This window comes from Xylanimonas allomyrinae, assembly GCF_004135345.1.
Classification (GTDB): Bacteria; Actinomycetota; Actinomycetes; order Actinomycetales; family Cellulomonadaceae; genus Xylanimonas; species Xylanimonas allomyrinae.
The window spans coordinates 1,643,036-1,658,213 of sequence record NZ_CP035495.1; the positions used below are offsets into that span (position 1 = coordinate 1,643,036).

Here is a 15,178-nt window from a genome sequence, read left to right on the forward strand (position 1 = left end):
CACGCGTCGGCGCGTGGACCTCGCTCGCCGAGACCCGGGTCTCGGTCGCACCGCGCAGCGCCGCCGTCGTCCCGTTCACGCTCGACGTGCCCGCCGACGCCGAACCCGGCGACCACGCGGGCGGCATCCTCGCCGTGTCCGTCGTCGAGCAGGACGACGGCCCGTCGGTCGGGTACGCCGCGGGGACGCGCCTGTACGTGCGCGTCGCCGGCACGGTGGCGCCCGCCGTCGACGTCGACCGGCTCGGCGGCGCCTACCGGGGCCGCATCGGGCCGGTCTCGCCCGGCGCTCTCGACGTCGAGGCAACGCTCGTCAACTCCGGCAACGTGCGCCTCGACCCGCGCACGGTGGTGCACGTGCGCTCGCTGTTCGGGCTGTGGACCGCGACCGTCCCGCTGCACGACGTCGGCGAGGTGCTGCCGGGGGGCGCGACGACCACGTCGGGGACGCTCGACCGGGTGCCCCCGCTCGGCCCCCTGTGGCTGACGCTCGAGGCCCCCGACGTGACCTCGCGGGGTCAGGACCTCACCGCGGCCACCGCGGTGACCGGCCCGGCGACGCTGGTGTGGGCCGTGCCGTGGACGCTGCTGGCAACGCTCGTTCTGCTTGCGGCGGCCGCGGGGCTCGCGGTGCGCAACCTGCGGCGGCGGGTCCCAGGCACCGGCACGTCCGGAGCGACGAGCACGATCCACGACTCGCCCGGCACGCCACGCCGCAGCGAGTCACGCCCACACATCACCGGCGTCACGGTCAGCCCCGACCCCGGTGCGGGCGGGGAGCGGCCGACCGAGCGCGGCGCGCCGTGATCAGATGCCGTCGAGCAGGTCGACGACGCCTTGCGCGGTCGGTGTGCCGCGCAGCTGCGCCCGGAAGTCGGCATGGACGAGCCGCCGTGCCAGCGCGGCAAGGATCCGCAGGTGCTCGTCGCTTCGGTCGGCCTCGGTGACGGCGAGCTGGACGACGAGATCGACGTCGTCCTCGCCCGACCACCTCACGGCCGTCGAGAGCCGGAGGACGGCGATCGAGGTGCGGGCAACGGCGTCGGTCTTGGCGTGCGGAGTCGCGATCCCGAACCCGACGGCCGTCGACGTGGCGGCCTCACGCTCGAGCACCGCCTGCACATAGGCGTGCTCGTCGGTGAGCCGCCCCGCGCGGCTCAGTCGGCTCGCGGCGACCCTGATCGCGGTGTCACGGTCGTCCGCCGTCGCGCCGAGCAGCACGAGGTCCGGCGTGATGAGCGCGGCGTGGCCTCCGGCCGTCGTCACTGCTTTCCCCTCTGCGTCCGGAACTCGTCGAGGATCCGCAGGGCGCTGCTCGTGCCGATGCGCTCCGCGCCGGCACCGAGCATCGCCGCGCACCTCTCCCACGTGCGGATTCCGCCGGCCGCCTTGACCTTGACGTCCGCACCGACGGTCGCCTTCATCCGCCTCACGTCCTCGACGGTGGCGCCGGACGGCCCGAACCCGGTGGATGTCTTGATGAAGTCCGGGCGCACCTGCCTGGCGATCTCGGCAAGCCTCACGATCTCGGAGCGCTCGAGGTAGCAGTTCTCGAAGATCACCTTCGACAGCACGCCGTGGGGCCGGCACACGCCGACGATCCGCTCCATCTCTGCCTGCACCGACGCGAAGTCGCCGTCTTTCACCTTGCCGACGTCGATCACGTAGTCGATCTCGCCTGCGCCGTCGGCGATCGCCCGCTCGGTCTCGAGCACCTTGACGTCGGTTGTCGTCTGCCCCAGGGGAAACCCGATGGCGGCTCCCACGCGGACGCTGCTCCCGGCGAGAAGCTCACGGCACAGCGCGGTCTGCCCGGAGTTGACCGCCACCATGGCGAACCCGTTGTCGGACGCCTCGCGGCACAACCGCTCGAACCCCTCGCGCTGGGCGAACGCGGCGAGCAGCGTGTGGTCGAAGGTGGAGCAGAGCTGACTTTCGGTGATGGTGTCGGGATCGAAGACCCCGAGCGTGTTGTTGATGTCCATGGCGTCCTCCTTCGTGGGTGTTCCTCGTCTGTCAGTCGTACGAGATGACCGTCTTGATGCCCTGGCCCGCGCCGGCGAACGCGACGGCACCCGAGAACTCGGCCAGCGGGAAGACCTTCGAGATCATGGGCGGCAACGGGACGGCGCCGCCCTGTGCGACGGCCGCGGCAGTCCTGTACTGCGCCACGCTCGCGCGCGCCGACCCACAGACCCGCAGCTGCCGATAGTGAATGGTGTTCGTGTCGACCTGAACCCTGCCGGCCGACTTCGGCAGCCCCCCGAAGTACAGGACGCGACCGTTGGTCGCCATCGCCTCGACGACGGCGGCCTGCGCGGCCGCGGAGGGCGCCGCCGTGATCGCGACGTCGACACCGCGCCCGCCCGTGTGCGACAGCACCGATCCGACCATCGCCTCCTGTGCGGGGACCGCCTCGATGAAGGACCCGAGCCGGACGCAGGCCGCGACGCGCTCGGCGGACAGGTCGGTGAGCATGACGCGAGCCGCGCCGCGGGCTCGCGCCAGGAAGGCGTGCATCAGCCCGATCGGACCCGCGCCGACGACCAGGACGACGTCGTCGACACCCACACCGATCACGTCTTGGCCGTTGACGACGCAGGACAACGGCTCGTAGAGCGCCGCCGTCTCCGGGGCGGTGTCCGGTTGCAGCACGAGCAGGTTGCCTTGCGCGACCGGACCCGCGGGAACCAGCACGAACTCCGCGAACGCGCCGTCGATCGTGATGCCGAAGGCCTCGTAGACCGGGCACAGGTGCGTCATGCCCCGCACACACCACTCGCATCGCCCGCACCCATAGTTGGGCGCCACCGCGACGGACTGCCCGACCTCGTACCCCACCACCCCGGGCCCGACCTCGGCGATCGTGCCGGCGAACTCGTGCCCCAGCGTGAGGGGATGGTCCACGTCGACGCCGCGGTATCCGTTGGCGATCATGCGCAGGTCGGAGCCGCACAGGGACGCCGCGGTCGTGCGCAGGAGGATCTCGCCCGGCCCCGGACGAGGCCTGCCCACCTCCGTCACCCGAATGTCGCCCGGGCCGTACAGGCGCGCCGCCCGCATCAGCGGTCCGTTGTCCTCCATGTCAGTCCTCCTGGGCGTCGAGGGCGACACGGCGTCCCGTTCGGATGGACTCGTTGCCGGCCGCGACCATCGCGACCGCGCGGAGGCCGTCCTCGCCGGTGACCTCGGGGTCGCGTTCGGCTCGGATCGCGTCGATGAAGCTCTGGTCCTGGGCGACATAGGCCTGCTGGAACAGGTCTCGCCAGCTCGGCACGATGTCGGCACGCATGCCGGCGTCGGCCGTGCTGACGACGGTCGAGTTGCCGCGCAGGCTCCCCACCTGGACGCTTCCGTGCGTCCCCACGACGTCGACGTGCGCGTCATACCCGTACCGAACGCCTTGCTGGCCCTCGATGTTGCCCAGCGCACCGCTGCGCAGCTGCACGTTCATCAGCACGGCGTCGTAGAAGTCCGGGTACTCGGACCGCGCGGCCTCGCTGCGGAAGTTGCCGGCGAAGGCCTGCAGCGTGACGGCCTCGCTGCCGGTGAGCCACCGCAGGGTGTCGATGTCGTGACTGCTCACCTCGGCGAGCGGGCCGTTGCTCGCGCGCAGGTCGTACATCCACTCGTGCGGGACGCTCGGGCCGCGGGTGTGGGACTTGACCACCACCACGTCGCCGATGGCTCCCGACTCGATGGCCTCCTTGGCACGGCGGAAGCTCGCGTCGAAGCGACGCATGAAGCCGATCTGGAGCCGGACTCCTGCGGCGGCCGCGGCTGCGTTCATCTCCTCGCACTCCGCGACGGTGATGGCCATCGGCTTCTCGCACAGGACGTGCTTGCCGCGCGCGGCCGCCTCGACCACGATGTCGCGGTGCAGCCGGGTCGGGGTGACCACGACGACGGCATCCACCTCGGGAGCTTCGAGCAACCGTTGGTAGTCGGTCGCCCAGAGGTCGGCGCCAAGCTCTCTCGCCGACTGCTCGGCCACCTCGTGCGACGCGTCGCAGACGGCGACCAGCTCGGCGCCCACGACGTCGGCCGCGATGGCACGGCCGTGGATCCTGCCCGCTCGGCCTGCGCCGATGAGTCCGACACGCACGCTGCTGTTCATGAGTCTCCCCTTCGAGTGGAACGGACGCCTACACCGCAGCGGGCACGGGCGCAGGGGTCCGGACCGGCTTGATGACGGAGACGACCACGGCCGCGAGAACGGTGCCGGCAGCGATGGCGACCAGGAACAGCGGAAGCCGGGAGATGGCACCTGGGATCGGCAGGACGAACAGCCCGCCGTGGGGCACGGCCAGACCGCAACCGAAGAGCATCGACAGCGCGCCGGTCACGGCCGAGCCGATGGACACCGAGGGAAGCACCCGCAGCGGGTCGGCGGCGGCGAACGGGATCGCGCCCTCGGTGATGAACGACAGCCCCAGGAGCCAAGCGGTTTCTCCGGCCTGACGCTCCTCTTTGGTGAAGCGACTCTTGGCAATCACGGTGGCCAACGACATCGCGAGCGGCGGAACCATTCCGGCCGCCATGACGGCGGCCATGATCAGCGACGTCTGTCCGGCCGAGAGCGACGTGAGCGTGGCGACGCCGAAGAAGTACGCGGCCTTGCCGATCGGACCCGCCATGTCGATAGCCATCATCGCTCCCAGTATGAGCCCAAGAATGGCACCGTTCGTTCCCGAGATCGAGTTGAGCCAGCCGCTCAGAGAACTGTTGAGCGCCGTCAGCGGCTTGCCGAGGGCGAAGATCATGACCAGCCCCACGATGACCGACGAGATCAACGGAATGACGAGGACGGGCAGCAGCCCGGACAATCCGCTGGGCATCTTGATCCACTTCTTCATGGCCAGCACGACGTAGCCGGCGAGGAAGCCGGTGACGACAGCACCGAGGAACCCGGCTGTCAGGGAGTTCGCGATGAACCCGCCGATGAGGCCGGCCGCCAGGGCGGGCCTGTCGGCGATGGAGAACGCGATGAACCCCGACAGCACGGCGAACATGAGCCCGAACGCGCTCGATCCGATGGTCCCGAAGGCGCTCGCGACCGCCCCTTCCGCATGGATCCCGCCGAACGCGAAGGAGAGCGCGATGCTGATTCCGCCGGCGACGACCAACGGGATCATGTAGGAGACGCCCGTCATGAGGTGGCGGTATGCCCCGCCGAACCCCCGGCCACCACCGGTGCGCGCGGGATCGTGCGCCGCCCCCGGCGTCGCCGGCCCGCTCTCGGTGGCATCCGGGCCGTAGACGTCGACGGTCGCCAACGCTCTGTCGAGGATTTCTCCGGGCCGCCGGATACCGTCTTCGACATTGGTGTCGTAGAGCCGCTTCCCGATGAACCGGTCCTTGTTGACCGTGGCGTTGGCCGCAATGAGCACGGCGTCCGCATCGGCAATCTCCTGCGCGGTCAGCACGTGTTCAGCGCCGATGCTGCCCTGCGTCTCGACCCGCAGCGAGATCCCTTTCTCCGCGGCTGCCGCCTGCAAGGCCTCGGCCGCCATGTACGTGTGGGCGATCCCGGTTCAGCACGATGTGATCGCGACGATCCTCTTCATTGCACGCTCCTTTGCTCAGGGAGCCGAGCCGCCCGTCTCGCCCGACGCCATTGCCGGGCACCATGGGCGCCTCGCCCGCAGCCCCAGTATGCGCGCCTGTACGTACAGGATGTCAAGTTGAACGGCGCCCGTCCCCCACAGCGGTCGCCGGAGGGCGCGTCCGCACGCGGGGGAGACCGTTATCCTCTTCAGACATGAGCGAACGCATCGATCGATCGTCGCCGCTGCCGTTCTACTTCCAGCTCAAAGAAGGCATTCGCGCGAGCATCACGGATCGCGGCCTGCGCCCAGGCGACAGGATCGAAGGAGACCACGAGCTCTGCGCCCTGTACGGAGTCTCCCGGACCGTGGTCCGCCAGGCGCTGGCGGAGCTGGAGACCGAAGGTGTGATCGAGCGCGTCAAGGGACGCGGCACGTTCGTCGCACAGCCGAAGACCTCCGAAGGTCTGGTCCAGTCGCTCACCGGCTTGTTCGAGGACGTGGCGGCGCGAGGCGGGCACCTGCGCAGCGCGGTTCGTCGCGTCGACCTCGTCCCCGCCGACGAGAGAGTGGCAGATGAGCTCGGGCTCCAGCACGGCGAACCCGTGATCGAGATCGAACGCCTGCGGTTCGTCGACGAGGAACCGTGGGTGCTGACCGTGACGCACATCCCGCAGGCGCTCGCGCCGGGCCTCGTCCACGACGACCTGACCGAGACGTCGCTCTACGCGATCCTCGAGACGAAGTACGGCGTGACGTTGGCCCACGGGCGGCGGACCGTCGAGGCGGTCGCCGCCAAGTCGAGCATCGCGGCGAGCCTCGGAGTTCCCGAGGGTGCGCCGGTGCTCCTGCTCCGCTCCGTCAGCTTCGACGCCGACGGCCGTCCGGTCGAGTCCTTCGTGGCGTACCACCGCGGCGATCGAAGCCGGTTCGAAGTCGAGCTGGCACGCTCCCCACGGGGGCCCTCACGCCCCATGGCGCAGCACGTCAAGTAGGGCGCCGTCACCGTGCGACGCCGGCCCGGCCCGGCGTCGGTCGAGCACCCCGTCGCAGCCCGGCCGTGACGCACCCGCCCGTCAGGGCCGCCACGCCTCGTCGTAGTCCGGGTGGTCGGCGTACGGCAGCGCCAGCGCCTGGAGCATGCGCTCCCCCACGAACGCCACTCCGCTGTCCTCCCGGGCATTGACGGCACGCTCGAGGTCCTTGTCCATGTCGAGGCCCGTCGCCTCGTACGCGAGGCGCAGCAGCCGGCGCTTCGCGTCGACCTCGGCCTTCAGGCGCGCCGGGGTGAACGTCCGCTCGACCTCGCCTGCGTGAGTCTCGTCCAGTGCTCCTGAGCCGCGCCGGAGCTCCTCGGCCACAGCCCGCGCTTCGTCCTCGTCCAGGCGGGCGGTCAGGAAGGCGCTCAGAGTCACCCCGGCAGCATACGGGTGGGCCGCAGCCGGCATCACCCGCGTCCACACCGACGGCGATCGGAGGAGTACCGTCAAGGAGTGGGTGATCGAGGGATCGGCCCACACGAGGCCGATCATGACGGCTCGTCGGCGCAGGCACGGTCCTCCGCCCGGGACGAGGAGACTTCCAGCGCCCGGTGGGACGACGACGGCGGGCACGAGCGCGCCACCCCCGCACCCCAGCCCCAGGGCACGCTCTTCGTGCGCGGCGTGCTCACCGCGGCGCTGCCGCCCGAGCTCGGCACCGACCGCGCGCCGAAGCGGTACATGGTGCCCGGAGTCCTGTCCCGCCACGTGCTGCCCGAGGAACGCGCCCTCATCGAGAGCCCCGCCACCGCGGCGCGGCTCGCCGGTCACGGCTACCCCGGCGTCACCCTCAAGGTCGCCGACCGCCGCCTGGAGATCTCGCAGACCAGCCTCGCGACGCTCACCGGCGGGCTCGCCGCGCAGATCGCGGCGGTGATGCGCGACGCCGAGCAGTCCGTCGTCGACGCCCGCCGGCGCAGCGACGACGAACGCGCGCGGTGGACCGCGGCGGAGTCGGTGCGCGCCGCCCGGGTCCAAGCCGAGGCGGATCGTGTCCGCTTCGAGTGAGCGCCCGGCGCTGACCAGCGAGAGGACGCGGACTGCTCCCACCCGCAGGGACACGAGCCGCGACTACTCCGTCCTGGCGAAGATCGTGCGCGACTGCGGGCTGCACCGCCGGCGTTACGCGTACTACTGGACGCGGCTGGTCGCCACCGTCACCGCCTTCGGCCTGACCTGGGCGGCGATCGTGCTCGTCGGGGACTCGTGGTGGCAGCTCCTGCTCGCCGGAGCGCTCGCGGTGATCCTGGCCCAGCTCGCGTTCCTGGGGCACGACAGCTCGCACCGTCAGGTCTTCCGGTCGCACCGGTGGAACGACTGGACGGGCCGCATCCTGGCGAACGTCTTCGTCGGCCTGAGCCACACCTGGTGGACGGCCAAGCACAACGCCCACCACGAGGCGCCGAACCGGGAGGGCCACGACCCGGACATCGCGCCCGGGCTCATCGCGTTCACCCCGGCGGCCATGGCCGTCCGGCACGGATGGCGGCGCTGGTTCGCGCGCCGTCAAGGCTGGTTCTTCCTCCCGCTGCTGGCCCTCGAAGGGCTCAACCTCCACGTGGCGAGCGTGCGGACCGTGCTCGGCCGGGGCCCGGTGACCCACCGCGCGGTGGAGGTCCCCGTCCTGCTGACCCGTCTCGCCCTGAACGTCGCCGTGCTCGTGATCCTGCTCCCGCCCGCCATCGCCGCTGCGTTCCTCGCGGTGCAGCTCGGACTGTTCGGCGTGCTCCTGGGCGGGGCCTTCGCCCCCAACCACAAGGGCATGCCCATCGTCCCGGCGGACGCGGACGTCGACTTCCTGCGCCGGCAGGTGCTCATGTCACGCAACATCCGCGGCGGCATCGTCGTCGACTTCCTCATGGGCGGGCTCAACCGGCAGATCGAGCACCACCTGTTCCCGAGCATGCCCCGACCCAGCCTGCGGCGCGCCCAGCCGCTCGTGCGCGAGTACTGCTCGACCCTGGGCGTCACCTACACCGAGGTCGGCTTCTTCGCGTCCTACCGGATCGTCGTCGGCTACCTCAACGACGTCGAGCACCGCGCGCGCGACCCGTTCTCCTGCCCACTGGCGGCACGGCTCGGGCGGTGAGGAACGGACCCGGGCGGGCGCAAGACGCGTACAGTCGAAGGCATCCGGGACGAACGCCCCTCGTCTGAGGTGCGCGGGCCCGGAGAGGCAAGGAGGCCGTCATGGCCACCGCCCCCACCCCGCCGCTGGCCGACGCGACCAACGGCACCCCGCTCAGGCCCGTCGCCGGGAGACGCACGGCACCTCACGTCACGCGGACGACCACCCACCCCGAGAAGGCCCCGCGCAGCCGGGCCGGCGCGCTCTGGCTCGGGGTGTGCATCGCGGCCCTGCTCCTGGTCGCCCTCATCGTCTTCATGCTCCAGAACACCCAGCCGGTCCTCGTCTCGTTCCTGGGCATGCAGGGCGACGTCCCGCTCGCCGTCGCGCTCCTGGTGGCCGGCGTCGGAGTCGGTGTGATCGCCGTGATCATCGGCAGCGTCCGCATCACCCAGCTGCGACGACGCCTCCACCGACGCCCGTAGGACGCCACGCGGCCGGTCGCTCCGGGGCACAAACCCGGGGCGGCCGGCCGCACGTTCGGGGGACAGCCCCACTGGTCCAGGTCCCGCGCCCCCGTAGGGTGAAGTGATCCGCACGACAGAGCCGCCGCTCACCCCTCCCCGGCTGGGAAGCCGACCTCGACCCTGCGAGGCACGCATGCCCCCCGTCACCACGGTCGAGGAGCACGTCGCTCGGCTCTCGGCGGCACCCCACACGAGCTCGTACGGCGCGTTGTCCCGCACCGTCCGCGAGGCGGGACTGCTGCGGCGCGCGTACGGCTACTACCTGCGGATCGCGGGAGGGCTCGCCCTCGCGTTCGCCGGCGCCGCCACCGGGTTCGTGCTGCTGGGCGACTCGTGGTTCCAGCTGCTGATCGCCGGCGCGCTCGGCGTGATCCTCACCCAGTGCGCGTTCCTCGCGCACGAGGCCGCCCACCGGCAGGTGCTCGCCTCCGGTCCCGCCAACGACCGCGTCGGGCGCATCCTCGCCAACGCCGTCGTCGGCATCAGCTACTCGTGGTGGATGTCGAAGCACTCCCGCCACCACGCCAACCCGAACCACGTCGGCAAAGACCCGGACGTCGCCGACGACGTCATCGTCTTCACCGAGCAGGCCGCGCGCGAGCGCCGCGGGCTGCTCGCTCTCGTCACCCGCCACCAGGGCTGGCTGTTCCTCCCGCTCCTCACGCTCGAAGGGCTCAACCTCCACCTGACGTCGGTGCGGTCGCTGATGCGGCGCACCGGCCCGCCCGCGCGGGCAGCCGAGCTGACGACCATCGGCGTCCGGCTCGCGCTGGGGACCGCCGTCGTGCTCTGGTGGCTGCCGCCCGGCCTGGCGTTCGCGTTCCTCGGCGTGCAGCTCGCCGTCTTCGGCGTGTACATGGGCGCCTCCTTCGCACCCAACCACAAGGGCATGGCACTGGTCCCCGACGGCAGCCACCTCGACTTCCTGTCCAAGCAGGTGCTCACCTCACGCAACATCCGCGGCGGCGCCTGGACGAACGCCCTCATGGGCGGCCTCAACCACCAGGTCGAGCACCACCTGTTCCCCAGCATGCCCCGCCCGCACCTGCCCCGCGCCCGGCTGCTCGTGCGCGAGCACTGCGCCGCCCACGCCGTGCCCTACACCGAGACGAGCCTGCTGCGGTCGTACGCGATCGTCGTCGGCTACCTGAACCGCGTCGGCCTCGCGGCCCGCGACCCGTTCGACTGCCCGACGCGGCAGACCCTGCGGGGGTACTGACGCGGACGACGGCGTGGCGGCCCGGCCGGGTCCACGCCGTCCCCGCCCGGACGGACCGGTGACCTCGGGACCCGGTGACCTCAGAACTGGTGGGCGAAGCCCGTCACGATGGTCTCCGGCTGGCCCTTGCGCTCGTCGAGGAGCCGCTGGATGCTCTCGACGTACGCGCGGAACGCCGACGTGTCGGCCCGCCCGCTCGTCTCGAGCTCGCGCGCGATGCTCACCACCAGTGCGCGCGCCTTCGCGGCAGCCGGGCCGGTCGCGACCCGCACCACGCACTCGGACGCCCGCCAGTGCGGGACGTCGGCCGGGACGACGACGCCGTCGACCTCGTCCGGCGAGTTGTCCAGCAGCCACTGGATGCCGTGCTCGTCGAGCTGACCCGGGCCGAAGTTCTTCATCTCCATCGACTCGGGGGCCTCCGGGCCCTCGCTCTCGAGCCACTGGTCGCGCAGCAGGTCGGCGAACCCGGGGATCGAGAGGATCTCCTCCCGGACGGCCGGAGTGAAGATGTCGAGTGCGTCGAACGGCTGATCCATGGTTCTGCTCCCCGCTGTGGTGTGAGTCTGACGGTAGGCGCGGCGTGGGCCCGGCGCATCTTCCGGCGTCGCATGAGCGAGGGGCCGCGCTTCCCTGGTCGGCCGCAGGGTGACGTCGCTGGTTTTGGCCTAGTCCTTCTGGCCCGAGCGCCGTGGCCACGACGGGGTCTGCACGGTCTTCGGCTCTGGCGCACTTCCGGTGGTGGCCTGCAGTTCTGACCTGCGGTGACGCTCATGCGCAACTGCTCCGACCTGCCAGAACTGGACCTCGTCGGCGCCGTCGACGACGTCGGACCAGAACGGGACACGGCGCGGTCTGGTGCCGGTCGTCTCGCCGAGGAACTCGAGAGCGCAGTAGTCGGCGGGGCCGGCACCGGAGCAGAAGATGCCGGCCTGATGGACCGACAGGTGTCGGAGCGCGAACCGCTCCGGCCCGTCGGCCGCCTGGTGCGCGTCGACCTCGACGACGTCGAGCACGAGCTCGTCGTCGAGATCCCGAGCGCACGGCGAACCTGGGCAGCATCTGGCCCAGCCCGGCGCGCGCGACCGAGTTCGGCAGCGACGGTCCGGCTCATCGTCGCGGCGAGGTCGACATCGCGTTCCATGGTCGCCTTCTGGTACCTCAGGACGACCTGGATGTCGGCGTGACCGCCGCGGCGCATCAGCTCGGCGAACGTCGCGCCTTCCAGGGCGAACCGCGTGAGCCCCGTGTGCCGCAGATCGTGGCACCGGTAGCGGTCGCACGTCGAGCCGTTCTTCTGGGGGCGCACGAACAGCGTGGCCGACGCCCCGTCGTCGGACCACACGATGTCCCGCCGTTGCAGGTCGAGGGCCTCACCTCGGCGCCGCTGGCACCAGGCGGCGAGCAGCACGGCGATCCGCCATCGCTCCGGGGCGGCCTCGTAGAGCGCGCCGTGCCACCCCGTGCCATAGCGGATGGAACTGCTGGGCCTCTTTTCTGTCTCCAGGTGTCCACGCCTCCCCGGGCACAGCAAGAGGCCCGGACCTGCGAAAACTCGCAGATCCGGGCCTCTGACCAGATGTGATCCAGATCACGCCATACGCGTGGGATCAGAAGTTGATCATGTGCCCCGCGATCCCGTGGATCGCCTCCTGGATCGCCTCCGACAGCGTCGGGTGCGTGTGCACGTTGCGCGCGACCTCGTCGGCCGTGAGGTCCCACTTGGCGGCCAACGTGAGCTCCGGCAGCATCTCGGAGACGTCCGGGCCGATCATGTGCGCACCGAGCAGCTCGTTGTACTTGGCGTCGGCGACGATCTTGACGAACCCGGTCGGGTCGCCGAGGCCGTGCGCCTTGCCGTTGGCCATGAACGGGAACGAGGCCACCTTGACGTCGTAGCCCTCGTCCTTGGCCTGGGCCTCGGTGAGGCCGAACGACGCGACCTGCGGGGAGCAGAACGTGGCGCGCGGCATCATGCGGTAGTCGCCGAGCGTCATGGTCTCGGCGCCGGCGATGGTCTCGGCGGCGACGACGCCCATGGCCTCGGCCACGTGGGCGAGCATGAGCTTGGCGGTGACGTCGCCGATGGCGTAGACGCCGGGGACGTTGGTGCGCATGTGGTCGTCGATGGCGATGGCACCGCGGTCGGTCAGGGCGACGCCGGTGTTCTCCAGGCCGTAGCCGGCGACGTTCGGGGCGAACCCGACGGCCATGAGCACCTTGTCGACGGTGAGCTCGCCGGCCTTGCCGTCCTTGACGCCCTGGTAGGTGACGGTCACGGACGAGCCGTTGTCCGTGACGGTCTGGACCGCCGTCGAGGTCAGGACGTTGACGCCGAGCTTCTTGTACTGCTTGGCGATCTCCTTGGAGACGTCGGCGTCCTCGTTGGGCAGCGCGCGGTCGAGGAACTCGATGATCGTGACGTCCACGCCGTAGTTCTTCAGGACGTAGGCGAACTCCATGCCGATGGCGCCGGCGCCGACGATGGCGATCGACGACGGCAGCTCGCGCGTCATGATCTGCGTCTCGTAGGTGACGATGTTGTCCGACAGCTCGACGCCCGGCAGCAGGCGCACCTGCGAGCCGGTCGCGATGATGACGTTGTCTGCGGTCACGGTCTCGGTCCCGCCGTTGTTGAGCGCGACCTGGATGGTCTTGGCGTCCACGAACGTGCCACGGCCGTCGAACTCCGTGATCTTGTTCTTCTTCATCAGGAAGTGGACACCCTTGGTGCGGCCGTCGGCGACCTCGCGCGAGCGGTCCCAGGCACGGCCGAAGTCGAAGCTGACCTCTCCGGACATGCCGAAGAAGTCCTTCTGCGTGTGGAAGATGTGCGCCAGTTCCGCGTTGCGCAGCAGCGCCTTCGAGGGGATGCAGCCGACGTTGAGACACACACCGCCCCAGTACTTCTCCTCGATGATCGCGACGGACTTGCCGAGCTGCGCGGCACGGATGGCGGCGACGTAGCCACCGGGGCCCGCGCCAAGAAGAACGACGTCAAAGTGGGAAGCCATGGCGCAAGCCTAAGACGCCCGGAGCGTGCGTCTTGCGTGACGTGGGTCGCATCCGCACCCCGGCTGGCGCACGGCGACACCCGCTCGTGCGCGGACTGATCTACGTGTTTTCACGGTGGTGTGAGAACTCCACGGCGGTTCTATCACGCGCTGGAGGTGCGCCCACCAGCGGTGTTGGGATGCACAACGTTCGCCACGGGAAGCAGCCGCCCACGACGGCCACGGCTCGCCGCCCTCAGTCCATGCCCACCGCACCAACCGGCACACCGCCTCCAGCGGGTGTCGTTCTTCAACGGAGAAGACCATGTACCCATCAGGCCTGTTCGAGAACCTGGACATCTCAGGTTTCTTCATCCTGGCATCCCTCGCAGGCGGTTTCCTCGGTGCCGCCATCGGCGCCAACTTCGCATTCGGACTCACCGGCATCACGGTGCTGCTCGGGCTCGCGTCGCTCGCCGGCACCGGCTCCACGGCCGTGCTCGACTACATCGCGTTCGGTCCGTTCACCGGCCCGCATGTCGCGTTCGCGGGCGGTGTCGCCGCGGCGGCGTACGCCGCCAAGCGCGGCTACTGCGACGACGGCAAGGACGCCACCACTCCCCTGGCCCGGCTCGGCAAGCCAGACGTGCTGCTGGTCGGCGCCTTGTTCGGTGCCGGCGGCTACATCGTCCAGACGGGCATCTTCCACCTGCCCTGGTTCGGCGCGCACACCGATCCGGTCGCCCTCACCGTGGTCATCTCCGCAATCGTCGCCCGTGTCGCGTTCGGCAAGAGCCGCTCGCTGTTCGACCTGCGCCGCCCCGCCGGGCGCGACCTCGCCCCGCGCGGTCTGGCCGCGATCGCCCCCGACGACAAGTTCGCGTGGGTCCGTTACCAGGAGCGCCCCGCACAGTTCCTGACCCTGGGGCTGTTCAGCGGCGCCGCCGCCGCCGGCGCCAGCCTCTGGCTCCACGACGCGTTCCCCGCGATCGCCGAGGCCGGCACGGCCCACGTCTTCCCGTTCGCGATCAGCGCGGTCACGATCATCTTCCTGATCCTCGGCGCGCCGATGCCCGTCACCCACCACATGACGATCACGGGCGCCCTCGCCGCGGTGACCTTCCTGCCCATCGTCGGGCACAACGTCTCGGTCGCACTGCTGATCGGTGCCGCAGCGGGTGCCCTGGCGGCCGCCATCGGCGAGCTGTGCTCGCGGGGCATGCACATCCGCGGGACGACGCACTTCGACCCGCCCGCCGCGGCGATCTGGCCCACCACCACGGTGATCCTCGGTCTCGGCGCGGCGCTGGGGGGCTGACGGCGATGGACCCGCTTCGGTTCCCCACCGAGTTCCACGACGCCTACGTGTTCGACCTGGACGGCACGATCTACCTCGGCGACCATCTGCTGCCCGGCGCGGAGCGGTTGATCGGCGAGCTGCACCGCCGCGACATCCCGGTGCGGTACCTGTCGAACAACCCCACGAAGAACCCTTCGCAGTACGTGCAGAAGCTGGCGTCGCTCGGGGTGACGACGACGGTCGACGAGGTGGCGAACACCGTCGTCACCATGACGCGCTGGCTGCAACGCCACCACCCGGGAGCAGTCCTGTTCCCGATCGCGGAGGAGCCTCTGTGCCTCGCGCTGCGCGAGGCGGGGTTCGAGCTCAGCGACGACCCGGCACGCATCGACGTGGTGATCGCCAGCTACGACCGGACGTTCGACTACCGCAAGCTCCAGATCGCGTTCGACGCCCTGTGGCACCACCGCCGGGCGATCCTCGTGG

The 15,178-nt window shown here is 70.7% G+C and carries 16 protein-coding genes and 1 pseudogene; 8 read left to right on the forward strand and 9 right to left on the reverse strand.

What is annotated here, in order from left to right; translation table 11 throughout:
- Positions 1-86 precede the first annotated feature (86 nt).
- A complete protein-coding gene (locus ET495_RS07515; RefSeq protein ID WP_129203919.1) occupies positions 87-806 on the forward strand; it encodes a hypothetical protein in 720 nt (239 codons plus the stop codon).
- Here the strand turns inward: ET495_RS07515 and ET495_RS07520 are convergent, their stop codons facing one another.
- Genes ET495_RS07520 through ET495_RS07540 form a run of 5 tightly spaced genes read right to left on the reverse strand, consistent with a single transcriptional unit; the run spans position 807 to position 5,512 of the window.
- The gene (locus ET495_RS07520; RefSeq protein WP_162616400.1) at positions 807-1,265 is read right to left on the reverse strand and encodes a PTS sugar transporter subunit IIA; all 459 of its coding nucleotides are present in this window, start codon (positions 1,263-1,265) and stop codon (positions 807-809) included.
- On the reverse strand, positions 1,262-1,984 hold the full coding sequence (gene deoC / locus ET495_RS07525; RefSeq protein WP_129203923.1) for a deoxyribose-phosphate aldolase: 723 nt from the start codon (positions 1,982-1,984) through the stop codon (positions 1,262-1,264). Before deoC ends, ET495_RS07520 begins: the two co-directional genes overlap by 4 nt.
- Positions 1,985-2,015: 31 nt before the next feature.
- A complete protein-coding gene (locus ET495_RS07530) occupies positions 2,016-3,083 on the reverse strand; it encodes an alcohol dehydrogenase catalytic domain-containing protein (RefSeq protein ID WP_129203925.1) in 1,068 nt (355 codons plus the stop codon).
- Position 3,084: 1 nt separating this feature from the next.
- A complete protein-coding gene (locus tag ET495_RS07535; RefSeq protein ID WP_129203927.1) occupies positions 3,085-4,116 on the reverse strand; it encodes a Gfo/Idh/MocA family oxidoreductase in 1,032 nt (343 codons plus the stop codon).
- Positions 4,117-4,144: 28 nt separating this feature from the next.
- Positions 4,145-5,512, reverse strand: a complete 1,368-nt coding sequence (locus ET495_RS07540) for a PTS fructose transporter subunit IIC (RefSeq protein ID WP_245993366.1) — start codon at positions 5,510-5,512, stop codon at positions 4,145-4,147.
- Between the two features lie 248 nt (positions 5,513-5,760).
- Between ET495_RS07540 and ET495_RS07545 the strand changes: the two genes are divergently transcribed.
- The gene (locus ET495_RS07545; protein ID WP_129203929.1) at positions 5,761-6,540 is read left to right on the forward strand and encodes a GntR family transcriptional regulator; all 780 of its coding nucleotides are present in this window, start codon (positions 5,761-5,763) and stop codon (positions 6,538-6,540) included.
- 81 nt (positions 6,541-6,621) lie between these two features.
- Here ET495_RS07545 and ET495_RS07550 read toward each other — a convergent pair whose 3' ends face one another.
- On the reverse strand, positions 6,622-6,960 hold the full coding sequence (locus tag ET495_RS07550; RefSeq protein WP_129203931.1) for a DUF6221 family protein: 339 nt from the start codon (positions 6,958-6,960) through the stop codon (positions 6,622-6,624).
- Positions 6,961-7,038: 78 nt separating this feature from the next.
- Between ET495_RS07550 and ET495_RS07555 the strand changes: the two genes are divergently transcribed.
- The 4 genes from ET495_RS07555 to ET495_RS07570 all read left to right on the forward strand — a co-directional run bounded on the left by ET495_RS07555 (position 7,039) and on the right by ET495_RS07570 (position 10,399).
- Positions 7,039-7,593, forward strand: a complete 555-nt coding sequence (locus ET495_RS07555; RefSeq protein WP_129203933.1) for a hypothetical protein — start codon at positions 7,039-7,041, stop codon at positions 7,591-7,593.
- Positions 7,577-8,674 carry a fatty acid desaturase family protein gene (locus ET495_RS07560; protein WP_211340931.1) on the forward strand — a complete coding sequence of 366 codons (1,098 nt, stop codon included), beginning with the start codon at positions 7,577-7,579 and terminating at the stop codon, positions 8,672-8,674. The genes ET495_RS07555 and ET495_RS07560 overlap by 17 nt, the downstream gene beginning before the upstream one ends.
- Before the next feature lie 101 nt (positions 8,675-8,775).
- Positions 8,776-9,138 carry a LapA family protein gene (locus tag ET495_RS07565; protein ID WP_129203935.1) on the forward strand — a complete coding sequence of 121 codons (363 nt, stop codon included), beginning with the start codon at positions 8,776-8,778 and terminating at the stop codon, positions 9,136-9,138.
- A gap of 175 nt (positions 9,139-9,313) precedes the next feature.
- Positions 9,314-10,399: a fatty acid desaturase family protein gene (locus tag ET495_RS07570; protein ID WP_129203937.1), complete on the forward strand. Its 1,086-nt coding sequence runs from the start codon at positions 9,314-9,316 to the stop codon at positions 10,397-10,399.
- 80 nt (positions 10,400-10,479) lie between these two features.
- On the opposite strand, the gene ET495_RS07575 is transcribed toward ET495_RS07570, so the two are convergent.
- The 3 genes from ET495_RS07575 to lpdA form a co-directional block, all read right to left on the reverse strand.
- Positions 10,480-10,938, reverse strand: coding sequence for a hypothetical protein (locus ET495_RS07575; protein ID WP_129203939.1), 459 nt, complete (start codon positions 10,936-10,938; stop codon positions 10,480-10,482).
- A 129-nt stretch (positions 10,939-11,067) separates the two neighbouring features.
- Positions 11,068-11,415 carry a hypothetical protein gene (locus ET495_RS17610; protein ID WP_162616401.1) on the reverse strand — a complete coding sequence of 116 codons (348 nt, stop codon included), beginning with the start codon at positions 11,413-11,415 and terminating at the stop codon, positions 11,068-11,070.
- A gap of 594 nt (positions 11,416-12,009) precedes the next feature.
- Positions 12,010-13,413 (reverse strand): dihydrolipoyl dehydrogenase, encoded by a 1,404-nt coding sequence (lpdA, locus tag ET495_RS07590; RefSeq protein ID WP_129203941.1) that lies wholly within the window; start codon positions 13,411-13,413, stop codon positions 12,010-12,012.
- 304 nt (positions 13,414-13,717) lie between these two features.
- Here lpdA and ET495_RS07595 point away from each other — a divergent pair, with 304 nt between their 5' ends.
- Together ET495_RS07595 and ET495_RS19665 are read left to right on the forward strand one after the other, a co-directional pair.
- Complete coding sequence (locus ET495_RS07595; protein ID WP_211340932.1) at positions 13,718-14,710, forward strand: DUF7973 family transport facilitator; 993 nt, start codon at positions 13,718-13,720, stop codon at positions 14,708-14,710.
- A gap of 5 nt (positions 14,711-14,715) precedes the next feature.
- A pseudogene (locus tag ET495_RS19665) lies at positions 14,716-14,997 on the forward strand (HAD-IIA family hydrolase); the annotation flags it as partial.
- Positions 14,998-15,178: the final 181 nt, after the last annotated feature.